This window comes from Alsobacter sp. R-9 (genome assembly GCF_054612375.1).
In genome coordinates, this window is the sequence record NZ_JBTSWJ010000011.1 from 1 (window position 1) to 23,754 (window position 23,754).

At 72.5% G+C, this 23,754-nt stretch carries 21 protein-coding genes; 10 read left to right on the forward strand and 11 right to left on the reverse strand.

Annotated features, from left to right (window positions below; all coding sequences use genetic code 11):
- The 7 genes from ACX9GQ_RS17240 to ACX9GQ_RS17270 all read right to left on the reverse strand — a co-directional run.
- On the reverse strand, positions 1-1,555 hold a 1,555-nt coding region (locus tag ACX9GQ_RS17240), incomplete at its 3' end, for a caspase family protein (protein WP_459630808.1).
- A 706-nt stretch (positions 1,556-2,261) separates the two neighbouring features.
- Positions 2,262-3,173, reverse strand: coding sequence for a polysaccharide deacetylase family protein (locus ACX9GQ_RS17245; RefSeq protein WP_459630809.1), 912 nt, complete (start codon positions 3,171-3,173; stop codon positions 2,262-2,264).
- 30 nt (positions 3,174-3,203) lie between these two features.
- On the reverse strand, positions 3,204-4,217 hold the full coding sequence (locus ACX9GQ_RS17250; RefSeq protein WP_459630810.1) for an ABC transporter ATP-binding protein: 1,014 nt from the start codon (positions 4,215-4,217) through the stop codon (positions 3,204-3,206).
- The gene (locus ACX9GQ_RS17255) at positions 4,214-5,182 is read right to left on the reverse strand and encodes an ABC transporter ATP-binding protein (protein ID WP_459630811.1); all 969 of its coding nucleotides are present in this window, start codon (positions 5,180-5,182) and stop codon (positions 4,214-4,216) included. Before ACX9GQ_RS17255 ends, ACX9GQ_RS17250 begins: the two co-directional genes overlap by 4 nt.
- Positions 5,179-6,057, reverse strand: coding sequence for an ABC transporter permease (locus ACX9GQ_RS17260; protein WP_459630812.1), 879 nt, complete (start codon positions 6,055-6,057; stop codon positions 5,179-5,181). Before ACX9GQ_RS17260 ends, ACX9GQ_RS17255 begins: the two co-directional genes overlap by 4 nt.
- A complete protein-coding gene (locus ACX9GQ_RS17265; RefSeq protein WP_459630813.1) occupies positions 6,054-7,028 on the reverse strand; it encodes an ABC transporter permease in 975 nt (324 codons plus the stop codon). The genes ACX9GQ_RS17260 and ACX9GQ_RS17265 overlap by 4 nt, the downstream gene beginning before the upstream one ends.
- A gap of 455 nt (positions 7,029-7,483) precedes the next feature.
- Positions 7,484-9,079: an ABC transporter substrate-binding protein gene (locus tag ACX9GQ_RS17270; RefSeq protein WP_459630814.1), complete on the reverse strand. Its 1,596-nt coding sequence runs from the start codon at positions 9,077-9,079 to the stop codon at positions 7,484-7,486.
- Between the two features lie 171 nt (positions 9,080-9,250).
- On the opposite strand from ACX9GQ_RS17270, the gene ACX9GQ_RS17275 reads away from it, so the two are divergent.
- From ACX9GQ_RS17275 to ACX9GQ_RS17310, 8 genes are all read left to right on the forward strand, one after another.
- Positions 9,251-9,883, forward strand: coding sequence for a MarR family winged helix-turn-helix transcriptional regulator (locus tag ACX9GQ_RS17275; protein WP_459630815.1), 633 nt, complete (start codon positions 9,251-9,253; stop codon positions 9,881-9,883).
- Positions 9,864-10,817: an isoaspartyl peptidase/L-asparaginase family protein gene (locus tag ACX9GQ_RS17280; RefSeq protein ID WP_459630816.1), complete on the forward strand. Its 954-nt coding sequence runs from the start codon at positions 9,864-9,866 to the stop codon at positions 10,815-10,817. Before ACX9GQ_RS17275 ends, ACX9GQ_RS17280 begins: the two co-directional genes overlap by 20 nt.
- Before the next feature lie 43 nt (positions 10,818-10,860).
- Positions 10,861-11,571 carry a creatininase family protein gene (locus tag ACX9GQ_RS17285; RefSeq protein WP_459630817.1) on the forward strand — a complete coding sequence of 237 codons (711 nt, stop codon included), beginning with the start codon at positions 10,861-10,863 and terminating at the stop codon, positions 11,569-11,571.
- Positions 11,553-12,578: a ketopantoate reductase family protein gene (locus ACX9GQ_RS17290; protein WP_459630818.1), complete on the forward strand. Its 1,026-nt coding sequence runs from the start codon at positions 11,553-11,555 to the stop codon at positions 12,576-12,578. The genes ACX9GQ_RS17285 and ACX9GQ_RS17290 overlap by 19 nt, the downstream gene beginning before the upstream one ends.
- Positions 12,579-12,595: 17 nt before the next feature.
- Positions 12,596-13,345, forward strand: a complete 750-nt coding sequence (locus ACX9GQ_RS17295) for an SDR family NAD(P)-dependent oxidoreductase (RefSeq protein WP_459630819.1) — start codon at positions 12,596-12,598, stop codon at positions 13,343-13,345.
- A 336-nt stretch (positions 13,346-13,681) separates the two neighbouring features.
- Positions 13,682-13,978 carry a hypothetical protein gene (locus tag ACX9GQ_RS17300; protein WP_459630820.1) on the forward strand — a complete coding sequence of 99 codons (297 nt, stop codon included), beginning with the start codon at positions 13,682-13,684 and terminating at the stop codon, positions 13,976-13,978.
- Between the two features lie 67 nt (positions 13,979-14,045).
- Positions 14,046-14,168, forward strand: coding sequence for a hypothetical protein (locus tag ACX9GQ_RS17305; protein ID WP_459630821.1), 123 nt, complete (start codon positions 14,046-14,048; stop codon positions 14,166-14,168).
- 91 nt (positions 14,169-14,259) lie between these two features.
- Entirely contained in the window at positions 14,260-15,249 is a 990-nt protein-coding gene (locus ACX9GQ_RS17310) for a Tim44 domain-containing protein (RefSeq protein ID WP_459630822.1), read from the forward strand.
- A 325-nt stretch (positions 15,250-15,574) separates the two neighbouring features.
- On the opposite strand, the gene ACX9GQ_RS17315 is transcribed toward ACX9GQ_RS17310, so the two are convergent.
- Positions 15,575-15,796 carry a hypothetical protein gene (locus tag ACX9GQ_RS17315; protein ID WP_459630823.1) on the reverse strand — a complete coding sequence of 74 codons (222 nt, stop codon included), beginning with the start codon at positions 15,794-15,796 and terminating at the stop codon, positions 15,575-15,577.
- A gap of 223 nt (positions 15,797-16,019) precedes the next feature.
- Entirely contained in the window at positions 16,020-17,396 is a 1,377-nt protein-coding gene (locus tag ACX9GQ_RS17320) for an aminotransferase (protein ID WP_459630824.1), read from the reverse strand.
- Between the two features lie 107 nt (positions 17,397-17,503).
- Here ACX9GQ_RS17320 and ACX9GQ_RS17325 point away from each other — a divergent pair, with 107 nt between their 5' ends.
- On the forward strand, positions 17,504-18,922 hold the full coding sequence (locus ACX9GQ_RS17325; RefSeq protein WP_459630825.1) for an amidase: 1,419 nt from the start codon (positions 17,504-17,506) through the stop codon (positions 18,920-18,922).
- 27 nt (positions 18,923-18,949) lie between these two features.
- On the opposite strand, the gene ACX9GQ_RS17330 is transcribed toward ACX9GQ_RS17325, so the two are convergent.
- Both ACX9GQ_RS17330 and ACX9GQ_RS17335 read right to left on the reverse strand, forming a co-directional pair.
- Positions 18,950-20,653 carry an IlvD/Edd family dehydratase gene (locus ACX9GQ_RS17330; RefSeq protein ID WP_459630826.1) on the reverse strand — a complete coding sequence of 568 codons (1,704 nt, stop codon included), beginning with the start codon at positions 20,651-20,653 and terminating at the stop codon, positions 18,950-18,952.
- 79 nt (positions 20,654-20,732) lie between these two features.
- Positions 20,733-22,097 (reverse strand): malonyl-CoA decarboxylase, encoded by a 1,365-nt coding sequence (locus ACX9GQ_RS17335; protein ID WP_459630827.1) that lies wholly within the window; start codon positions 22,095-22,097, stop codon positions 20,733-20,735.
- Positions 22,098-22,305: 208 nt separating this feature from the next.
- Here ACX9GQ_RS17335 and ACX9GQ_RS17340 point away from each other — a divergent pair, with 208 nt between their 5' ends.
- A complete protein-coding gene (locus tag ACX9GQ_RS17340) occupies positions 22,306-23,754 on the forward strand; it encodes an amidase (protein ID WP_459630828.1) in 1,449 nt (482 codons plus the stop codon).

Genomic DNA, 23,754 nt, shown 5'->3' on the forward strand with positions numbered 1-23,754 from the left:
CGGCCTGACCCGGGGTCGGCGGGGGGCCGGGCGGCGGCGCCACGGGCGGCGCGTCGCGGCGCGGCCGCGGCTGCAGGACCCGGCCGGCCACGATGCCCGCGGCGAGCGCGGCGGGGATGGCGATGTAGGGGTTCACGACGCCCACGGCCGGCCCGCCCTGCGGGGCGAGCGGCGGCGGCGGAGCCGCGACGTAGATCGGCGGGGCGACCCAGCGCGGCCGGTCGATCACCGGAGCGGGTTCGCGCAGGAAGTAGAAGTCCTCGTCGCGGTACACGGGCGGCGGCGGTGGCCGCCACCAGCGCGGCGGCGGTGCCACGTAGACCACCTCGATCGGCTCGTCGACGATCTCGAAGTAGCGCGGGCCCGGATCGGCGAAGAAGACGAGTTCCTCCTCCGGCGGCGGCAGCACGTCATAGGGGATCATGGCGAAGCCCGGCGGCGGGGCCGGCGGGGCCGACAGCCGCGCCAGCCGCGCCCGGGCCGTCGCCGCGTGCGGGCCGCGCGGGTAGCGCTGCAGGTAGGACCAGTAGGCGTCGGGCGTGCCGCGACGCACGGTCTGGCGCCACGTCACGGCCTCGCGTCGCGTCGCCAGCAGCTCGCGCACGTTGCGGGCATAGCGTCCCGAAGGATAGGCGACGAGGAACTCCTGGTAGGCCGGGATGGTGTCGCGGTCGAGGGTGGCGGCGTAGGCCTCCGCCTCGGCGAGCTCGCGCAGCGGCCGGGCGCGGCGCGCCTGCGCCTCGTCGAGGCTCAGCACCGGCGCGGGTGCGCCGGGCGTCGGCTCGAAGAGCACCGGATCCGTCTCCAGCCGCGACTGGTGCCACGGCACCTGCGCACCGCGGGTGAGTTCCGCCGTGCGCACGCGGGCGCGGTTGAACACCTCGGCCATCGGCAGGCCCGGCTCGCGCGCCATCTCCGAGAGGGCCTGCGCGTAAGGGCCGTAGGGCGGCTGCGCCGGCGGCGCGACGGCGCCGGGCGCGGTGTTGAAGGCGATGAGCGAACCGGCATCGGGCTCCATCAGCGCCAGGCCCGGCAGGGTCTCCGGCCAGTTGGCGGCGAAGGGCGCCGGATGGCCGACGTCGAACACCGCGATGCGGGCCTTGGCCGGCAGGCCGGCGAGAGCCCGGCTGAAGTCGCTGAGCCGCACCGCATTGAAGGCGAGGTCGGCCGGCCGCTGCAGGCGCACGCCGGGCGGCACGAGGTAGTTCTCGCCGTCGAGCTGCAGCCCGTGGCCGGACAGGTAGACCATGGCCACCGTCTCGGGCCCCGCCGCCGCGACCTTGTCGAGGAACTCGCGGAACGAGCTGCGCAGCATGTCGAGGCTGAGGTTGCGCGCGCCGGTGACCTCGAACCCCGCCTCCTTCAGCGTGTCGGCGATCAGCGCGGCGTCGTTCGCCGCGGTCGGCAGGTCGGCACCCTCGTAGCCGTCGTTGCCGACGACGAAGGCGAGGCGCGTCTCGAGCGGACCCTGCGGGGTCTGTGCTTCGGAGCGAAGGGCGGGAGCGAGAACAAGCAGCGCGAGGACGATCGCGACGGCACGCCGGAGGAGGAACATCGGCAAGCGGACCCTGGTGACACGACGCCGGAAGCGCCGCCCGAGATGTCCCGCCGCTCCATGGTTTTCTTGAGGCACGGGCGCGGCGGTTGCGCCACTTTCGCCCGCATCCGGCTTCGACGAAAGGAGGGGGACGCGACAATGCGATCATGTCCGTCAGGACGATGCATCCAAGCCCCGTCCGGGGGCCGCGCCCTTCCGCGACCGGGCCCCCGCCCGGCCGTCCCGAGTCCGCCCTCACCCACACCCGGAGCCTTGCTCTCTTCCCTCCCCCTTGTGGGGAGGGACCGAGGGTGGGGGCGCGCCGTCCCGGGGCGCCGGCACTGGTCGCCGATCAGCAAGGCCCTGCATCGCAAGCCCCCACCCCTGCCCCTCCCCACAAGGGGGAGGGGTCGGCGAGCCCGCAGACGATCAGGTCGGCCCCTGCAGTGTTGACGACAGACGACTGCGATTCGCCCGCCACACCCACGCCGGGCGTCTGGCTCCCTTCCCTCCCCCTTGTGGGGAGGGACCGAGGGTGGGGGTCGCACCGTCCCGGGGCGTCGGCAGTCGCCGCCGATCAGCAAGGCCCTGCATCGCAAGACCCCACCCTACCCCTGCCCACGAGGGCCAGGGGAACGGCGCACGCCATTGCGCGCGTCGGAAAGCGGCCGGCCGGCGGGAGGGACGAGGGCCGTCGGGCCGTCCCTCCGGCGCGACTGCTCCCCTACCCCTTCGCCGCCTGTTCCTGGCAGTAGCGGGCCACCTGCTCGTGGGTCGCGAACCACACCTTCCCGAGCGCCCGGGCGTGGCGGATGATCTCCTCGACGATCCAGATGCGCGAGCGTTGGCCGATGATGTGCGGGTGCATCGTCAGCACGAACAGCCCGCCCTCCTCGTGCGCGCCCTCCAGCTCGCGGCGGAAGATGTCGAACACCGCCTCCGGCGACGTGTAGGGCCGGAGCGCGCTCATGCGGTCCATGTTGAAGTAGACCGCGTCGTCGCGGATCCACTCCGGCGGCACCTCGACGATGCCGGTCGGCTCGCCGTCCTCGAGAAGCTCGTAAGGCTCGCTGTCGGCCATCAGCGAACTGTCGTAGAGCAGGCCCATCTCGCGGATGATCTTCAGCGTCGAGGGGCTGAAGTCCCACGACGCGGTGCGCATGCCCACAGGCTCGCGGCCCGAGATCTTTGCCAGCACGTCGCGCGCGCGGAAGGCGAGGTCGCGCTCCGCCTCGTAGGGCAGCGTCGAGTTGAACTCGTGGATCCAGCTGTGGATGCCGAGCTCGTGGCCGGCGGCGACGACCGTGCGCGGCTCCTCCGGGTGGATCATCGCCGAGACGGCGGGCATGAAGAACGTCGCCGGCACGCCCTCGCGCTCCAGCAGCCGCAGGATGCGCGGCGAACCGACCCGGCCGCCGTACTGGCCCTGGCTGAGCTTGCCCGAGGACTTGCCGCCGAAGCGCAGCTCGAGCGTCTCGTGGTCGGCGTCGAACGACAGCGCGACGGCGCAGCGCGCGCCGTCCTTCCACTGCTTCGGCGCGAGCGAGCGGCCGGCCCGGGCGCGGCCGATGGCACGGCGCCACGTCTCCTCCTCCCACTGCCAGGGCTCCTGCGCGGGGGTGGTCGGTTCGCTCATGGGTGGCTCCTCTCGACGGTGCGGCCGGCGTCAGGCGGCACGCCCGACGCCGCCGGTGAGCAGGTGGCACGCAGCCGCGCGGCCTGCCCCCGCAGCCGCCAGCACGGGCGTCTCGGCGGAGCAGCGCGGGCCGGCCTGCGGGCAGCGCGTGTGGAACGGGCAGCCCGGCGGCGGCGCCAGCGGCGACGGGATCTCCCCGGCGATGGGCCGGAACTCGGCGAGGTCGTCGTCGCTCGTCACCAGCCGCGGCACGCTCGCCAGCAGCGCCTGCGTGTAGGGATGGGCCGGCGCCGCGTAGAGCGGCAGCGTCGGGCCGATCTCGACGATGCGGCCGAGATACATGATCGCGACGCGCTCGCTGATGTGGCGCACCACGCCGAGGTCGTGGCTGATGAAGAGGTAGGTAAGCCCGAGCTCGCGCTTCAGCTTGAGCAGCAGGTTGACGATCTGCGCCTGGATGGAGACATCCAGCGACGCAACCGGCTCGTCGCAGACGAGCACGTCCGGCTTCATGGCGAGCGCGCGGGCGATGGCGACGCGCTGGCGCTGCCCGCCGGAGAACTGGTGCGGATAGCGGCTGACGTAGGCCGGGTCGAGCCCGACGAGGTCCAGCCACTCGGCCACGTAGGCGCGCGCCTTGTCGGCCGTGACGAGCCCGTGCGCCACCGGACCCTCGGCCAGCGTCTCGCCGATCTTGATGCGCGGATTGAGCGAGGCGAACGGGTCCTGGAACACGGTCTGGATGCGCGTGGTGCGCTTGCGCCCGGCGGCATCCATCACCGGCTCGCCGTCGAGCCGCACCGTACCGGCGCTGGGCGGAAGGATGCCGGCCGCGATCCGCCCGAGGGTGGACTTGCCGCAGCCCGATTCGCCGACGAGCCCCAGGGTCTCGCCCTTCGCGACCGACAGGCTGACCTCGCGCACCGCCTGCACGCTGCGCGTCTCGACGTCGCCGCCGATGGCCGCCGCGATCCGGTCGCCCAGCGTCAGCCGCGGGTCGAAGCGCTTGGAGACGGCGTCCAGGGTGAGGATCGGGGCGCTCATGCGGCCATCCCCTGCGGATGGTGGCAGCGCCAGCTCCGCCCCTCCCCCGTTGAGACGGAGGGCATCGCGCGGCAGGCGTCGGTGGCGAAGCCGCAGCGCGGGGCGAACGGGCAGCCCGGCGGCAGCGACAGGAGCGACGGCGTCGATCCGGGAATCTGCGGCAGGTCGACGCCCGGCGGGTTGCGGCTCGGCACGCTGTCGAGCAGCCCCAGCGTGTAGGGATGGCGCGGCGACCGCAGGATGGTGCGCGTCGGCCCGCTCTCCACCACCCGGCCCGCGTACATCACAAGGATGTCGTCGGCGAGGCTGGAGACCGTGGCGAGGTCGTGCGTGATCCAGATGACCGCCGTGCCGGAGGTGCGCACGAGCTCGCGCATCTCGTGGATGATCTGCGCCTGCACCGACACGTCGAGCGCCGTCGTCGGCTCGTCGGCGATCACGAGCGCGGGCCGGTGAAGCAGCGCGATGGCGATGGCGACGCGCTGGCGCATGCCGCCCGACAGCTGGTGCGGATAGGCGTTGAGGCGCGCCCCGGGGTCGGGGATGCCGACGCGCGACAGGCTCTGCAGCGCGAGCGCCAGCCCCGCCTTGTCGGAGACGGATTCGTGCGCCTTGACGGCGAGCAGCATCTGCTGGCCGACGCTGAGCACCGGGTTCAGCGTCGCCGTCGCGTCCTGGAACACCATCGAGATGCGGCGGCCACGGATGGCGCGCAGCGCGTCCGGCGGCAGCGTGACGAGATCCTGCCCCTCGAAGCGGATGGAGCCCGCGACCACCCGCCCCGGCGGGTCGACGAGGCCAAGCAGCGAGTAGCCGGTGACGGACTTGCCCGAGCCGGATTCGCCGACGAGCCCCACCACCTGCCCCGGGCGGACCGAGAAGGACACGCCGTCCACCGCCTTCACCACCCCCGCGCGGGTGAAGAAGTGCGTGGCGAGGTTCTCGACGTCGAGCAGCGCGCTCATCGCTTCAACCTCGGATTGAACTGGTCGCGGATCTGGTCGCCGACGAGGTTGATGGCGACGATCAGGATGATCAGCGCGACGCCGGGATAGATCGAGATCCAGTAGCGCCCGGACATCATGTACTGGAAGCCGTTGGAGATGAGCATGCCGAGCGAGGGCTCCGTGACCGGCAGGCCGAGCCCGAGGAAAGACAACGTCGCCTCCAGCGCGATGGCGCTGGCGATCTGGACCGTCGCCACCACGATCAGCGGCGGCATGACGTTCGGCAGGATGTGGCGGAAGACGATGCGCCGTGCTCCCAGCGGGATGGCGAGCGCCGCCTCCACGTAGTCCTTGCGCCGCTCCGCCGAGGCCGCCCCGTAGGCCGTGCGGGCGAAGTAGGCGTACTGCGCGGCGACGAGGGCGGCGACGAGCTGCGTCTTGCCCTGCCCGAGCAGCGCCACGAGCACGAGCGCCAGCAGGATCGCCGGGAAGGAGAGCTGCAGGTCGACGATGCGCATGATCGCCGTCTCGACCCGGCCGCCCGCATAGGCGGCGACGAGGCCGAGCGTGCCGCCGATGACGAGCGCCACGAGCCCGGCCATGAGGCCCATCTGGATGGAGATGCGCAGGCCGTAGAGGATTGCCGAGAAGAGGTCGCGGCCGTTGGCGTCGGTGCCGAGCCAGTGCACGTAGCCGCCCGAACCGACGAAGCCGGGCGGGCGGCGCGCGTCCATGAGGCTCAGGTTGCCGATGTCGTAGGGGTTCTGCGGCGTGATCCAGGGCGCCAGCACCGCCGCCGCCACCACCGTGACGACGACGACCAGCGCCGCGAGCGCGACGCGGTTCTCGCAGAACTCCGCCCAGGCGGCGGCCAGCGGCGAGGCGGGCTTCATGAGCGCTCTCCCGGCCGCAGCCGCGGGTCGAGCAGCGCGTAGACGAGGTCGACGGTGACGTTGATCGTCACGAACAGCGCGGCCACCAGCACGAGGTAGGCGACCATAACCGGCCGGTCGAGCGAGTTGATGCTGTCGATGATGAGCTTGCCCACCCCCGGCCACGAGAAGATCGTCTCGGTGACCACGGCGAAGGCCAGCGTCGAGCCGAACTCCAGCCCGAACACGGTGACGATCGGGATGGCGATGAGCTTGAGCACGTGATGGCGCAGGATCGCGGCGTCGGAGAGGCCGGCGGCGCGCGCGAACTTCACCGTGTCGGTGAGCATCAGCTCGCGCGTCCCGGCGCGGGCGAGGCGCACCATCATGGCGAACTTGAACAGCGCGAGGTTGAAGGCCGGCAGGGCGAGGTGGCTCCAGCCGTTGAGCGTGAGGAAGCTCCACTCCACGCCGAGGACCGTCACCGTCGCCCCTCGTCCGCCCGCCGGCAGCAGGCCGAGCCACACCGCGAAGGTGAGGATGAGCAGCAGCCCGACCCAGAAGGTGGGCACCGAGAAGCCGAGGATCGAGGTCGTCATGATGAGGCGCGACGCGACGCTGTTCGGCCGGTAGCCGGCGTAGATGCCGAGCGGCACGCCCACCAGCGTCGCCCCGAGCACGGCGATGAGCGTGAGCTCAAGCGTCGCCGGCAGACGACTCATGATCAGCTGCACCACCGGCATGCCGAACACGAAGGAGCGGCCCATGTCGCCGGAGAGCAGGTTGCGCAGGAAGATGAAGTACTGCTCGTAGAGCGGCTTGTCCAAGCCGTAGCGCGCGATCGCCTGCGCCCGCACGTCCTGCGTGGCGTCCGGCGAGATGATCACGTCGATCGGGTTGCCGATCGCGTACACGCCCACGAACACCAGCGCCGACATGACGAGCATGACGAGCACGGCCTGCAGGATGCGCTGGATGATGAATCCGAGCATGGACTCCGGTCTTCGTGGTGGTGCGTGGTCGTTGTCGTCGTCAATGAGGCGCTCCCTTCGCCCCGCTTGCGGGGAGAAGGTCCCGGAGCGCACGCGCCGGGCCTGCCCGGCTCGTGCTCCGAAGGATGCGGGAGCGGGCGGCCGCCCGCGCCCGCTGCGGAAGGGGGATGAGGGGAGCGGGCCGCTCGGCGTCAACTGACGCGGCAAGGCCCCTCATCCGCCCCTTCGGGGCATCTTCTCCCCGCACGCGGGGATGAAGGGTCGCGGGACCGGCTCCGCCGACAGGCCGGCCATGCCGCAACAGCTCGGCTCGACAGGCCAGACGCGCAACCAGGCTGCCCCCGTCGTTCCCGGCGGCCTGCGCGGCAGGCCAGAAAGGGGATCCGGCGGCATGGACCCCGGGCAGGCGCCCGGCGAGGGTCGCCGCGCTGCCGCGGCGACCCGTCGGGCCTGGCTTACTTCGCCGGCACCACGTCCATGGCGAGGCTGTCCTCGTCGGAGCGGGTGCGGACAATCTTCACCTTGTCCTTGCGCAGCGCCCAGGCCGACGACACCGCGGCGAGCGGGACGAGCGGCTTGTCCTTGATGGAGAGGGCGTTCGCCTCCTCCAGCAGGGAGCGGCGCTTGGCCTCGTCCATCTCCACGGCCGCCGCCTGGAGCATCTTGTCCATCTCCGGGTTGTTGTAGCCGCGCCAGTTGAACGCGCCGAGGCGCAGGTTCGGGGCGTTGGAGTGCATCAGCGAGGAGAGCGTGTAGTTCGCCTCGCCCGTCAGCGTGCCCCAGCCGGACATGACGAACGACAGGTCGCCGCGCGTGCGGGCCGGGAACAGCACGGCGCCCGGCTGCCCGTTCGCCACCACGTCGATGCCGATGCGCGCCAGCATCTGCGCCACGGCGGTGCCGACGGCGCGGTCGCCGGGCAGGCGGTCGTTGGTGAAGCTGAACGTCACCTTGAAGCCGTCCTTGTAGCCGGCGGCGGCGAGCAGCTCCTTCGCCTTGTTGATGTCGGGCTTCGTGACCTGCAGCTTGTCGTTGTAGCCGAAGATGCCCGGCGTCACGAGCTGGCTGGCGGGCTTGCCGAGGCCTTCCATCGCCACTTCGGCGAGCGCCGGGCGGTCGATGGCAAGGTCGACGGCGTCACGCACGCGCTGGTCGCGGAACGGGTTCGCCGGCAGCGGCGAGCCGTCCTTGGCCGTGATCTGCGGCGGCTTCTCGCGCATGTCGAACTCGGCGTAGAACACGTAGACCGTGTCGCCCTTGACGATGCTCAGCGCCGCGTCGCGCTCCAGCGTCGGCACGTCGGCGGCCGGGACGCGCACGATCATGTCGACCTGCCCGGCACGCAGCTGCGCGACGCGGGCCGCGTCGTTCGGGATCTCCTTGCGGATCACCTTCGCCCACGGCTGGGCGCCGCCCCAGTAGCCGTCGAAGCGGTCGAGGACGAGCTGCTCCTTCGGCGTCCACGAGACGAACTTGTAGGGGCCGGTGCCCACCGCGGCCTTGCCGGTGTTGAACGCCTCGTTGGCGTTGTCCTTGGTCAGGCCCGCGGCCGCCTTGGACGACACGATGAACAGGCGGATGAAGTCGTTCGGCAGGGTCGGCGCCGGCCCGTCCGTCACGATGTGGATCGTGTGGGGGTCGATGATCTTCGTCTCCTTCACCCGGCGCACGTAGATCATGGTCGGGTTGGGGCCGGAGACGATCGGGATGCGCTCGATCGAGAACTTCACGTCCTCGGCCGTGAAGTCAGACCCGTCGTGGAACTTCACGCCCTTGCGCAGCTTGAATTCCCAGGTGTTGGCGTCGAGCGGCTTCCAGCTCTCGGCGAGCCGCGGCTCGAGCTGCAGCTTGTCGCCCGACCACACCAGCGTGTCGAAGACGTGCTTCAGCGCCTCGGCGTGGGTGCCCGACGCGGTGAAGTGGGGATCGATGGATTCGGGGCCGGCGCGGGTTCCCACCGTCAGCGTCTGCGCCGACGCGAAACCGATGCCCGCAAGGATCGTGGTCGACAGGACGGCGGCCGCAAGCGACCGCTTCAACACATGTTGCATCGCTGAAAGTCTCCCGGTTGCATGGCCGTCAGCCGGAGTTTCGGACACCCGCACACAGGCGTCCGGTCCCCGATCCCTCGACGACCCTGACGGGCAGCTTGACCACCGGCGCGTGACCCGTCAAGTTCCATATGGCACTATTTTCGCGGTCGGGGGACACGAGACGTGTCGGTGTCGCAGGCATCGAAGAGCACGGGTGGACTGCCACCCGTCCCGGGTCGCCCGGAGGCGGTCGACGGGCTCGGCGTCGACGCCGTGACCATCGCCCGGCTGTGGGAGAACCCGTGCTGGTTCGCCTTCCGCTTCAACTACCTGTCGCTGCGCTACAACATCCCGCTCTACGGCGCGATCGAGCGCCAGTACGGCCTCGTCCGGCCGCAGGTGGCGGTGCTCTACTCGCTCGGCCTGCGCGACGGCGTCACCGCGCGCGACATCGGCATCTCCTACGGCTTCCCCAAGAATACGCTGAGCCGGGCGATCCAGTCCCTAGAGAAGCGCGGGCTCATCCTGCGCACCCGCCACCCGACGGACCGGCGCAGCTGGCTGCTGAGCCTCACCGACTCCGGCCGCGCCCTCTTCGAGGCCACGCTGCCCCGCTTCGTCCACGTGCAGGAGGAGATGCTGAAGCCGCTCTCCGCCCGCGAGCGGGAGACGCTCTCGGTGCTTCTCGCCAAGATCGTGCTCAACACCTTCTCCTGGCCGGCCGAGGACGTCCCCGGCCTGCCGCCCCTTCCCAAGCCCCCCCATCCTGACGTCGTCCCCGACAGCAAGGCCGCCTCCCATCATGACAGCACCGCAGCCTGACACCGGCCCCGTCCTCCTCATCCATGGCGGCGCGGGCGCCATCTCCCGCGCCGAGGCGACGCCCGAGCGCGAGGCGCGAATCCGCGCCGACCTCCGGGCCTCGCTCGAGGCCGGCTGGGCCGTGCTGTCGAAGGGCGGGCCCGCGCTCGACGCGGTCGAGGCGGCCGTGCGGGTGATGGAGGACAGCCCCTGCTTCAACGCCGGCCACGGCGCGGCGCTGACGAGCGAGGGCACCATCGAGCACGACGCCTCGATCATGGACGGGCGCACCCGGGCCGCCGGCGCCATCAGCGGCACGTCCCGCATCCGCAACCCGGTCTCCGCCGCCCGCGCTGTGATGGAGCGGACCCCGCACGTGATGCTGACGGCGGCCGGCGCCGAGCAGTTCGCCCGCGAGAACGGCCTGCCGCTCGTGGCGCCCTGGTACTTCTTCACGCCCGAGCGCCTCGCCGCGCTGGAGCGCGTGCAGGCGGCCAAGCGCACGGCGGCCGCGGCCAGCGAGAAGGACAAGCACGGCACCGTCGGCGCCGTCGCCCGGGATGCGCAGGGCCACCTTGCCGCGGCCACCTCGACCGGCGGCTACGCCGACAAGATGCCCGGCCGCGTCGGCGACACGCCGATCATCGGCGCCGGTACCTACGCCCACGACGCCACCATCGCCTTCTCCGGCACCGGGCACGGCGAGAGCTTCATCAAGGGCGCGCTCGGCCACCGCATCGCCTGCCTCGTCGAACTCGCAGGGATGTCGCTCGCCGACGCCTCGCAGCGCGCGCTGCGCGAGCTCGAGGCGCTGGGCGGCACCGGCGGCTTCATCGTGCTGGGCGCCGACGGCACGGCGCTGCTGCCGCACAACACGCCCGGCATGTACCGCGGCATCGCCCGGGGCGGCCGCGCGGCCGTCGCCATCTTCGGCGACGAGACGCTCGACGCCTGATCCGCCGATCCCCCGGCACCGACGCAACGGCACGGAGACCGCCATGCATGTGCGCGACATGAACTGGATGCAGGTGGAGGCCTACCTGCGCGACGACGACCGCTGCGTCCTGCCGATCGGCTCGACGGAGCAGCACGCCTACCTCTCGCTGGCCGTCGACCTGATCCTTGCCGAGCGGGTCGCGACCGAGGCCGCCGCGCCGCACGGCGTTCCGGTCTACCCGGTGATTCCCTACGGCATCGCCCCCTACTTCGCCTCCTACCCCGGCAGCATCACGCTGCGCGTCGAGACGCTGCTGGCCGTGGTGCGCGACGTCATCGAGTCGCTGCACCGCTCCGGCTTCCGGCGGATCCTCATCGTCAACGGCCACGGCGGGAACCAGCCGGTGGCGGCGCTGGCCGGCGACATGATGATCGAGCACCCCACCCTCTGCATCAAGTTCCACAGCTGGTGGAACGCGCCCCGCACGTGGGCGAAGGTCCAGCGGATCGATCCGTCGGGCTCGCACGCCAACTGGATGGAGAACTTCCCCTGGACGCGGCTCGCCGGCGTGACCATGCCGGCCGGGGAGAAGGCGCCCTTCGACCGCGACCTCATGCGGGCCTCCCCGCCCCACGGCGTGCGCCGGATCCTCGGCGACGGCGCCTTCGGCGGCGCCTACCAGAAGCCCGATGAGACGATGCTCGACCTCTGGCGCACCGGCGTCGAGGAAACCCGCGAACAGCTGGAGGGCCCATGGCCGGCGCGCACGTGAGCGAACCGATCCTGATCTGGGGTGCAGGTGCCATCGGCGGCACGCTCGGCGCCTACTGGGCCCGCAACGGCCACGACGTGCTGCTCGTCGACCGCGACGCGGACCACGTCGCGGCGATGAACGCCACGGGCCTCGCGATCGAGGGCCCGGTGGAGGCGTTCACGCAGGCGGTGAAGGCCGCCCTGCCGCAGGACGTGAAGGGCACCTTCCGTCATGTCGTGCTGGCCGTGAAGGCCCACCACACCGAGGAGGCGACGCGCCAGCTGCTCCCGCACCTCGCAGAGGACGGCTATATCCTCTCGGCCCAGAACGGCCTCAACGAGATCGTCATCGCCCGCGTCGCAGGCGAGCGGCGCGTGATGGGCTGCTTCGTCAACTTCGGCGCCGACTACCTCGCCCCCGGCCGCATCCTGCGCGGCAACCGGGCGGCGGTCGTCGTCGGCGAGACCGACGGCAGCCTCACCGACCGCGTTCGCGCCATGCACGCGCTGCTGCAGGAGTTCGAGCCCGACGCGGTGCTGACCACCGACATCTGGGCCTACCTGTGGGGCAAGCTCGGTTACGGCGCGCTGCTCTTCGGAACGGCGCTGACCAACGAGTCGATCGCCGACGCGCTGGCCTCCCCCCGCCACCTCCCCGTCTACCGCCGGCTCGGCAACGAGGTGATGGCGGTGGCGGCGGCGAAGGGCGTGACGCCGATGGGCTTCAACGGCTTCGACCCGAAGGCCTTCGCGCCGGGCGGCGACCCGGCCGCCCTGCAGGCCTCCATCGACGCCATGGTGACCTTCAATCGCGGCTCGGCGAAGAGCCACTCCGGCATCTGGCGCGACCTCGCGGTGCGCAAGCGCAAGACGGAGGTGGACGCCCAGATCGGCATCATCGCCACCATCGGCCGCGAGGTCGGCGTTCCCACGCCGGGGCTGGAGCGCCTCGTCTCGCTGATCCACGACATCGAGGACGGCCGCCGGCCGCTCGACTGGTCGACCCTCGACGCCATGCTCGCCTGACCCGGACGGAAGCCGCCATGACCGCGCAAGCCCCCGACGATCCCGTCGTCCTCGTCACCGGCGCCGCCCAGGGCATCGGCGCGGCCATCGTCGCGTCCTTCGCCGGGCACCGGGTCTGGGCCGTGGACATCGACGCCGCCGGCCTCGCCGCCCTGTCCGGCGAGCGCGTCCGCACGGCGGCGCTCGACCTCGCCGACGAGGCGGCCGTGGCCGCGCTGGTCGAGCGGGTCGTCGCCACGGACGGGCGGCTCGACGTGCTGGTGCACGCCGCCGGCGGTGTGCGGGGCCAGGTCGGCCGCCCTGTCGAGACCGTGCCCGAGGAGGACTGGCACGCCATCATGGCGGTCAACGCGACGGGCGCGTTCCTGCTCGCCAAGCACGCCGCGCCGGTGATGAAGCGCCAGGGCTGGGGCCGCATCGTCACCATCTCCTCCGGCGCCGGGCTGCGCCCGAGCCTCACCGGCATCCAGGCCTATGCCGCCGCCAAGCACGCGCTGGTCGGCCTGACCAAGCAGCTCGCCCACGAACTCGGGCCGCACGGGATCACCGTGAACTCCGTGGCGCCGGGCTTCGTGCTGTCGAACCCCACCACCCAGCGCCAGTGGGAGAGCTACGGCGCGGACGGGCAGAAGCGCATGGTCGAGGGCATCTTCACCCGCCGCCTCGGCCGCCCGCAGGACATCGCCAACGCCGTGCGCTTCTTCGCCGCGCCGGAGAGCGACTGGGTGACCGGGCAGGTGCTGTCGGTGGACGGCGGCCGGGCCTGAGGGGCGGGCCGCGGGAGCCCTGCTCGCCGGGCCATCCGGCGCTTCGCACGTGGAAGTCCCCTCATCCGGCGCTTCGCACGCGGAAGTCCCCTCATCCGGCGCGTCGCGCCACCTTCTCCCCGCAAGCGGGGCGAAGGGAGCCCCCGCCGTCGTGGCTTGCTTCAGTCAGATGGCGAGTGACGCCGCGCGCCCTTCGCCCCGCCAGCGGGGAGAAGGTGCCTCCGCGCCAGCGGAGGCGGATGAGGGGCGGAGAGGGCAACAGCCCGCGCCGCAGGTCGATGGAAGGCGAGTCCCCGCCCTTGACCTCACGCACAGGTTGTTCTCTTTTTGTTCCGAATGACCCACCGCTCCCGTGACCGCCTGCGCGACTATCCGTTCGTCGTCGTGCGCATCGCCTGCCGCGACTGCCCGCGCATCGGGCGGTACCGGCTCGCCGTGCTGGCGGAGCGATTCGGGGCGGAGGCGGACCTGCGGGACGTGCTGGAGGCCATCGCCGCCGCCTGCCCCCGCTCGCGGGAGCGCCACCCCGGCCGGCGCTGCGAGGCCTACTACCCCGACCTCGCGACGCCGCAGCCGCCCGACCTCCCCGCCTCCGCCCGCGGCCTGCGGCTGGTGCGCGGCGGCAAGGCCTGACGGGAACGGCAGCTCCCGGCCGCACGTTTCTCCGGGACCGGCCCTTCCCGCTCGCCCGGAGCCCGCCATGCCCACCCGCATCCCCGACGAACCGCGCCGCGATACCAGCGCCCTGCCCGGAGCCGGGATCGTCCTGGCCATCCTCTTTGCCGTCGTCGTCGTGTCGCTCGTCCTGATGCGGCTCGCCTGAGGCCGAAAGCCCCTCCCCCTTCCGCAGCGCGCGGGGCTCCCCATATCTTCGGCAGCATGGGGGCATGGGGCCCCCTCGAAACGGATGACCGATGACCACCTTGTCCCTGTCCCGCGCCGGACGCACGCTCTTCGCCGCCATCGCGGCCTTCGCGCTTCTCGGCCTCGCCGTGGCGGAAGCCCGGCCCGGCGGCGGCGGCAGCATGGGCAGCCGCGGCGCCCGCACCTGGAGCGCGCCGCCCCCCACCGCGACGGCCCCTCGTCCGGCCACGCCCATCGAGCGCTCGGTGACGCGCCCCGACACAACGCCCGGGATGGCCGCGCAGCGTCCCGGCATGGCGCAGCCCTCGACCGGCTGGCGCCCGGGCTTCGGCACGGGCTTCCTCGGCGGCCTGCTCGGCGCCGGTCTCCTCGGCATGCTCTTCGGCGGCGGCTTCCTCGGCGGCCTTGGCGGCCTCGGCTCGATCCTCGGCCTGATGCTGCAGGCCGGCCTGATCGTCGGTGCTGTGATGCTGGTGATGCGCCTGCTGCGCAACCGCCAGCAGCCGGCGCTGGCCGGCGCCGGCGCTCCCATGGCACGCAGCGGCCTCGGCAGCGGCGTTCCGGGTCTGGGCGCGACCGCCGGGACGACGGCGGCGCGCACCGCCTCGGCTCCTCTCGGTGGCGGCAAGCCCGACACCGTGGGGATCGGCCCGGCCGACTTCGACGCGTTCGAGGCGTCGCTGAAGGCCGTCAACGCCGCATGGGACCGCGAGGACCTCGCCGCCCTGCGCGGCCTCGCGACGCCCGAGATGGTCGGCTATTTCGGCGAGGAACTCGCCCGCAATGCCGGCCGTGGCCTGCACGACCGGGTGTCGGACGTGACCCTGCTGCAGGGCGACCTGGCCGAGGCCTGGCGCGAGGGCACCACGGACTACGCCACCGTGGCGATGCGCTTCTCGCTCGTGAACGCGCTCACGGAGCGCGTCACCGGCCGCGTCGTCGAAGGCGACGCCACGACGCCGCACGAGGCCACCGAGGTGTGGACCTTCCGCCGCGAGCCCGGCGGCGCGTGGATGCTCTCCGCGATCCAGCAGGCCTGACGCGCGAGGGCGAGCCTCAGACGTCGAGAGGGCGGCCGCGAGGCCGCCCTTTGTCGTTGGAGGGTATCGCCCCTCATCCGGCGCTGCGGGCGCGGGCTGTTGCCCACTCCCGCATTCTCCGAGACACGAGCCGGGCAAGCCCGGCGCGTGCGCCCCTTCTCCCCGCGAGGCGGGGAGAAGGTCCCGGAGCGAAGCGGAGGGGGATGAGGGGGAGCCCCGAGGGACCAGCCGATCCCCGTGCCGGCGACCCATGAAAACAGCCCCCGCCCGGGGGGCGGAGGCTGCGAAAGGCTCGGGTGCGGCGGCCGAGGGCGCGCCGCGACGATCAGGCGTCGTCGAAGTCCTTCACGCCCGGCGGCATCTGGCGCGCGGGGCGCTCGGCCTTCTCCTGCGCGGCCCGGCGGCGCAGCTGCTCGGCTGCGGCGGCCACGGCAGGGATGCCGATGGTGCGGAAGGGGTTGCCCGTTCCGGCATCGTCGGGAATCGAGGCGGACTGCTGGAGCTGCGGGCTGTGGTGCGGGCGTTGAGCTCGACCATCGGCGGACATCACGGGGTTCCTCTCGTTGATCCGGCAGGACGATCCCGCCGGCGCGCCTTCTGTGCTTCGCTGTCCCGGCGTCGCACGCGGCGACCCCCTGACACCGTGGCCGATGCCGCGCGACCGCTGCACCAACCCTCCCTTAGATAGGGCGTCACTCAGGCTGAACGAGGCGTTAACGGCGCGCGCCGTTGTCGCGGTGTGCGATGCCGCACACCGCGAGCGGAGCCGTTCATCCGCGCAGGTTGTTCTGCCGCACGAACGCCTCGGTACGGTCGAGGCCGCGCTGCAGGCGGTCGAACAGGTCCTCGATCTCCGCCTCGGTGATGACGAGGGGCGGGCACACCGCCACCGTGTCGGCGAGGTTGCGGACGATGAGGCCCTCCTCCTGCACCATGGCCGTCGCCTTGTTGCCGACGCCGGCCTTGGCGTCGAAGGCCCGCCGCGTCGCCTTGTCGGCGACGAGCTCGAGGCCGGCGACGAGGCCCTTGCCGCGCACCTCGCCGACGAGGGGATGGTCGCGCAGGGCGTCGAGGCGCTTCCATAAGGTCGGGATCTTCTCGGCGGCGCGCTCGAAGATGCGGTCGCGCTTGTAGATCTCCAGCGTCTTGACGCCCATGGCCGCGCCGACCGGATGGCCGGAATAGGTGTAGCCGTGGGCGAAGGTGCCGATCTTCTTGCTCTCGTCGACCATCGCCTCGTACATCCGCTCGGGGATCATCACCGCCGAGACCGGGAAGTAGGCCGAGGTGATGGCCTTGGCGACGGACATGGTGTCCGGCTTCATGCCCATGGCCGACGAGCCGAAGGGCGTGCCGAGCCGGCCGAAGCCGCAGATCACCTCGTCGGCGATCAACATGATGTCGTAGCGGTCGAGCACCGCCTGGATCTTCTCGTAGTAGGTCGCCGGCGGCACCGTGACGCCGCCCGCCCCGCCGACCGGCTCGGCGATGAAGGCGGCCACCGTGTCAGGCCCCTCCTTCTGGATCAGCTCGTCGAGTTCCTGGGCGAGGCGCGTCGCGTACTCCTCCTCCGTCTCGCCCGGCAGGCCGAAGCGGTAGTGGTGCGGGCACGACACGTGCAGGATGCCGGGCAGCGGCAGGTCGAAGTCGATGTGGTTGTTGGGCAGGCCCGTCAGCGACGCCGAGGCGATGGTGACGCCGTGGTAGCCCTTGAGCCGGGCGATGATCTTCTTCTTCTTCGGCCGGCCGACCGCGTTGTTGTAGTACCACTGCAGCTTGATCTGCGTGTCGTTGGCGTCCGAGCCCGAGCAGCCGAAGAACACCTTCGACACCTGCATCGGGGCGATTTCCTTGAGCTTCTCGGCCAGCTCGATCGCCGGGTCATGGCTCTTGCCGCCGAAGAGGTGCGTGAACGGCAGCTTCGCCATCTGTTCGCGCGCCGTCTCGACCAGCTCCTCGTTGCCGTAGCCGAGCGCCGTGCACCAGAGGCCCGCCATGCCCTCGATGTAGGTCTTGCCCTCCGTGTCCCACACCCAGACGCCCTTGCCGCGCTCCAGCACGAGGGGTCCGGTCGAGCGGATGGCGTGGAGGTTGGTGTAGGGGTGGACCAGCGTCTCGACGTCGCGGGTCTGGAGGTTGGAGAGCATGGCCGGGCCTCGATGAGATGGGGGCTCTGGAGTGAACGCTGGCGGCAGTGTAGGGACGGCGGAGGCGCCGTCAAAGCCCGAGCGCATCACGACAGGGAGGAGCAGCCATGCCGCACGACGAGAGCCTGATCCGCATGGACGCCTGCGCGGTCGTCGACGGGCTCAAGGCGGGCGAGATCACCCCCCATGACTGCCTCGACGCGCTGGAGGCGCGCATCGCGAAGGTGGACGGCGCCGTGAACGCCCTGCCGACGCTGTGCTTCGACCGCGCCCGCGCGCACGCCGACGCGCTGATGAAGCGTCCCGCCGCCGAGCGCGGCCGCCTCGCCGGGTTGCCCGTGCCGATCAAGGACCTCACCGAGGTCGAGGGCGTGCGCACCACGTGGGGCTCGACGATCTTCAAGGACTTCGTCCCGCCGGCCTCCAACATCCTCGTGCGGACGCTCGAGGCCGAGGGCGGCGTCATCTACGCCAAGTCGAACACGCCCGAGTTCGGCGCCGGCGCCAACACCTTCAACGACGTGTTCGGCCCCACGCTGAACCCGTGGAACACGAAGCTCTCCGCCGCCGGCTCCTCGGGCGGCGCCGCCGTGGCGCTGGCCACCGGCATGGCCTGGGTCGCCCACGGCTCCGACATGGGCGGCTCGCTGCGCAACCCGGCGAGCTTCTGCGGCGTCGTCGGCCTCCGACCGGGCCCCGGCCGCGTCGCCGCCAATCCGGGCAACAAGATCGACCGGCTGCTCGGCGTCGAGGGCCCGATGGCCCGCACGGTGGAGGACCTCGCGCTGCTGCTCGACGCCATGACCGGCGAGCACCCCGGCGACCCGATCTCGCAGGCCCGTCCGGCGGCGTCGTTCCGCGACGCGGCGCGGCGCGGGACGAAGCCGGCCCGCATCGCCTTCTCCCCCGACCTCGGCCTGACGCCGGTCGACCCGGAGGTTGCCGCCATCTGCCGCGCGGCGGCCGAGCGCCTCGCCGGCGAAGGCGTCGTCGTCGAGGAGGCGCACCCGGACCTCTCCGGCGCGCACGAGACCTTCCAGACGCTGCGCGCCATGAACTTCGCGGTGGGCCTCGGCCCGCTGATGGAGCGCCACCGCGACGCGCTGAAGCCCGAGATCGTGTGGAACATCGAGAAGGGCCTCGCCCTCTCGATGCACGACATCGCCCGTGCCGAACTGCACCGGGCGCAGATGCTGCAGCGCATGAACGCCTTCTTCGACGGCTACGACCTGCTGCTCTGCCCCGCGACGATCACCGCCGCCTTCCCGGTGGAGGAGCGCTACCTCGCCGCCTGCAACGGGCACGTGTTCGAGACCTACATCGACTGGCTCGCCATCGTGTACGCCATCACCCTCACGACGGCCCCGGCGCTGTCCCTGCCCTGCGGCTTCACGGCGGACGGACGGCCGGTCGGCCTGCAGGTGGTGGCGCGGCCGCGCGGCGAGGCGGCGCTGCTGGCGCGCGCACGCTTCATCGAGGACGTGCTCGGCCTGCGCGGCACGACGCCGATCGATCCGGGCGCCTGACGCGGCTGCGAGAAGGGCTTCCCGGCTTCAGGCGTCGGGATCGGCCTTCAGCACGCGGAAGTCGCAGCCCTCGTCGGCCTGCGTCACCTGCTCGCGGTAGAGCCGCGCATAGCCGCGCTTCTCCTGCGGGCGGGGCGGCGGCGGGGTCCACGCGGCGCGGCGGGCGGCGAGCTCGGCATCGTCGACCAGCATGTCGATGCGCCGCGCCGCGACGTCGAGGGCGATGTGGTCGCCGGTCCGGACCAGCGCCAGCGGGCCGCCGACGGCGGCCTCGGGCGTGACGTGCAGGACGATGGTGCCGAACGCCGTGCCCGACATCCGCGCGTCGGAGAGGCGCACCATGTCCTTCACGCCGGCCTGCGCCAGCTTGCGCGGGATCGGCAGGTAGCCGGCCTCCGGCATGCCCGGCGCGCCGACGGGGCCGGTGTTGCGCAGCACGAGCACGTCGTCCGCCGACACGTCGAGGGCGGGGTCGTCGATGCGCGCCGCCATGTCCTCGACGCCGTCGAACACCACGGCACGGCCCGTGTGCTGCATCAGCCGCGGGCTCGCCGCCGACTGCTTGATGACCGCGCCGCGCGGCGCGAGGTTGCCGGTGAGCACCGCCATGCTGCCGGTGGCGCTCACCGGGTCGTCCATGCGGCGAATCACGGTCGTCGGGTGGTCGGGTGCCGCCTGCGCCGCGTCGGCCAGCGTGCCGCCGCCGACGACCGGGCGGGAGAGGTCCATGTGCGCCGCGATCTCCCGCATCAGCCGCGGCACGCCGCCGGCATGGTGGAAGTGCTCCATGTAGTGCTGGCCGGACGGCTTCAGGTCGACCAGCACCGGCACGTCGCGACCGAGCTGGTCGAACAGCGCGTAGTCGAGCTCGATTCCGGCCCGCCCGGCGATGGCGGCGAGATGGACGAGGCCGTTGGTGGACCCGCCCGTCGCCTGCAGCACGGCCATGGCGTTGCGGATCGCTTCTGCCGTGACGATCTCCGATGGACGTGGGCCGTGCCGCTTCGCCATCTCCGCCGCCGCCCGGCCCGTCGCCTCGGCGATGCGCAGCCGGTCCGCGTGGACGGCCGGGGCCGAGGCGGCGCCCGGCAGCGCCATGCCCAGGGCCTCGGCCATGGCGCCGATGGTGCTCGCCGTGCCCATCACCATGCAGGTGCCGACCGAGGGCGCCAGGCGCCCGGCGATCTCCTCCATCTCGGCCGCGTCGATGCGCCCGCCGCGGTGCTCGCCCCACAGGCGCCGGCAGTCGGTGCAGGCGCCGAGCACCTCGCCGCGGTGGTGGCCGACGACCATCGGCCCGACGGGCAGGATGACGGCCGGCACGTCGGCGCTGACGGCGGCCATGATCTGCGCCGGCATGGTCTTGTCGCAGCCGCCGATGAGCACGACCGCGTCCATCGGCTGGGCGCGGATCATCTCCTCCGTGTCCATCGCCATCAGGTTGCGCAGCACCATGCTGGTCGGATGGGCGAAGGATTCGTGGATCGAGATGGTCGGGAACGTCATCGGCAGCGCGCCCGCCAGCATGACGCCGCGCTTCACCGCCTCGATCAACTGCGGCGCGTTGCCGTGGCAGGGGTTGAAGTCGCTCGCCGTGTCGGCGATGCCGACGATGGGCCGGTCGAGCGCGTCGTCGGAATAGCCCGCCGCCTTGATGAACACCTTGCGCAGGAACAGGGAGAAGCCGGCGTCGCCGTAGCTCGTCAGCCCCTTGCGCAGTCCGCTCGTCATGCCCGTCCTCCCTGACGCGGGCGTCGGCGCGCCCGTCCGCCTCCGGTGTGGGGCGGAACGGCGCGCCTGTCGAGGGGCCTCAGGCGGGGGACGGCAATGCGGGCGGCGCAGGCTCGGCCCGGTCGGGCTTCAACGCCTTCTGCACGGCGCGCGACGCCGCCACTGTCCCCTTCTCGGCGAAGGCCTCGTGGTTCTCCTCGATGTCGTCGAGGTCGTAGCAGTAGTTGACCATGAGGCCGAAGGACTGCCGCAGCCCCTTGGCCGAGAGGTCGCCGAGCGGGTTGAGCCGCTCCAGCCGCGCGCCGTTGCCGAGGTGGAAGCGCGCCACGGGATCGACCGGGCGCCCCTTCGGCGTGCGCGCCCGCAGGAAGTAGGCGGCGGCGGCCGGCAGCATGGCGCGCCGCGCCGCCTCCGCCCGCTCGGGATCGGCCACGAAGCCGGGATCGTCCAGCACCGCGAGGCCGCCGAGCACGGCATCGTCGAGCAGCGAGGTCTCCGGCGCCGCGCGCTGCGCCTTCACCCAGCCGGCGAAGCCGGGCACGGGCGAGAGCGTGACGAAGGTCTTGAGGTTCGGCAGCTCGCGCTTCAGGTCCTCGACCACCTGCTTGATGAGGAAGTTGCCGAAGGATACGCCCGCTAGCCCCTGCTGCGTGTTCGAGATGGAGTAGAACACCGCCGTCGTGGCCTCCGACGCCGGAATCGGCTTGCGCTCCAGGTCGAGCAGCGGCCCGATGGCGCCGGGGATCTCGGTCGTCAGCGCCACCTCGACGAAGATCAGCGGTTCGTCGACGAGCTGCGGGTGGAAGAACGCGAAGCAGCGCCGGTCGGTCGGCTCCAGCCGGTTGCGCAGGTCGTTCCAGTCGCGGATCTCGTGCACCGCCTCGTAGCGGATGATCTTCTCGAGGATGTTCGCCGGCGTCGTCCAGTCGATGTGCCGCAGCACCAGGAAGCCGCGGTTGAACCACGACGAGAACAGGTGGGTGAAGTCGCGGTCGACGCAGCCGAGCTCCGGATGGTCCGGCAGCAGCGTCAGCAGGTCCGCGCGCATGCGCACCAGGGCGGCCGTGCCGCCGGGCGCGAGGTTGAGGCGGCGGAACAGCTCCTGCCGGCGCGCCTCGGCGGCGAGCGCGAGGTCGGACGCCGCGTCGGCGTCGCCCGTCTCCCGCCAGGCGGCGATGGCGGCCTCGAGCCTCGCCGGGTCGGGCCCGAAGCGCTCGGCCAGCGCCTTCAGGAAGGCGAGCCGCGCGGCCGGCGGGGCGGCGCGGTAGCCGTCGAGGATGGTGCGCGCCAGCACGACGCCCGAGGCCTCGCCCCGGCGCGACAGCAGCTGGTCGGCGAAGCGGGGCAGGTCCCCGCCCGCGACCGGCCCTCGCGGCAGCCCGAGCAGCGCGCGGCTGCGGTCGGTCAGGGTCGACAGCATGTCGGTGAAGAAGCTCGACGGCATCCGTTGCTCCCGGCTCGGCCCTAGGCCGTTTGCACCCCCGCTTCATCATGTCGGGCGGTCCGTGACGGGAGCAAGGCGATCCGGCGATGCCGAAGTCGAGGGTGAACGCGCCGCTGCCGCGCCCCGTTGATTTTTCGGTGAACCGCGTGCGAGCGTCCCGGGGTGCCGGCGCAGGACCGCCCGGAAGAACCCACCCGGAAGGACCGAGATGGACCTGCTCTGCCAGCCCGCCACCGCCATGCTCGCCGCCCTCGCGCGTCGCGAGGTCTCGGCGGTGGAACTCCTCGACGCCACGCTGGCGCGCATCGCCGCCGTCAACCCGGCGCTGAACGCGGTCGTCGCCATGGACGCCGAGGCGGCCCGGGCCGCCGCGCGCGCCAGCGACGCGCGACGCGCCGCCGGCGTCGACGGCCTGCTCGACGGCCTGCCGATGACCATCAAGGACGCCTACGACGTCGCGGGCCTCGTCAGCACCGCCGGCGCCCCGGCCTGGGCGCAGCGCGTGCCGGAGGAGGACGCGGTGCCCGTGGCCCGCCTGCGCGCAGCCGGCGCCGTCATCCTCGGCAAGACCAACGTGCCGCCTTATTCCGGCGACTGGGTGGCGCAGAACCCGGTCTACGGCCGCACGAACAGCCCGTGGGACCCGGAGCGCAGCCCTGGCGGCTCGTCCGGCGGAGCGGCCGCCGCGGTCGCCACCGGGATGTCCACGCTGGAACTGGGCTCGGACCTCGGCGGATCGATCCGCTGGCCGGCCCACTGCACCGGCCTCTTCGGGCTGAAGCCGACGTGGGGGCTCGTGTCCATGCTCGGTCACCGCCCGCCGCCGCCCGGCCTGAAGCGCGAGGCCGACCTGGCCGTCGCCGGCCCCCTCGCCCGCTCGGCTCGCGACCTCGACCTGATGCTCTCGGTCATCGCAGGCCCGCAGGCGCTCGACGGAATCCTCCCGACGCTCGACCCGCCGCGCCGGACCGCCGCGCGGGGCCTGCGCGTCGCCCTGTGGGCGCAGGATCCGTTCGCGCCGGCCGACCATGCGGTCGTCGCCGGCGTGCGGCGCGCCGCCGCCCTCCTCGCCGAGGCGGGCGCGGAGGTGGACGACGAGGCCCGGCCCGGCTTCTCCTTCGCCGAGTCCTTCGAAGTCTACGCGCTGCTGAACCACGCCATCGTGGCCGCCGACCTGCCCGAGAAGGTGCGCGAGAAGCTGGCGGCGGAGGCCGACACCTACCCGCCCGGCGACCTCTCGCACCGCGCCCTGCAGTGCCGCGCGGCCCGGATGGACGCCCCGCTCTACCGCAGCCTGCAGGACCGCCGCGCCGCCCTGAAGCGGGCCTGGGAGGCGTTCTTCGCCCGCTGGGACGTGGTACTGATGCCGCCCGCCCCGGTCGTCGCCATCCCGCACCCCGAGACGCCGGATGTCAGGGCCCGCCGACTCGTCGTCGACGGCGTCGAGCGCCCCTACTTCGACATGCTCCACTGGAGCGGCCTCGCCACGGTGTCGCACCTGCCGGCCGCGGTCGCGCCCGTGATGCTCACAGAGGCGGGCCTGCCGACGGGCGTGCAGATCGTCGCCGCCGAGGGCGCAGACCGCACCGCCATCGCGGTGGCGGGACTGCTGGAAGGGCTCGGCTGCGGCTACCGCCGGCCGCCCGTTCTGGGCTGA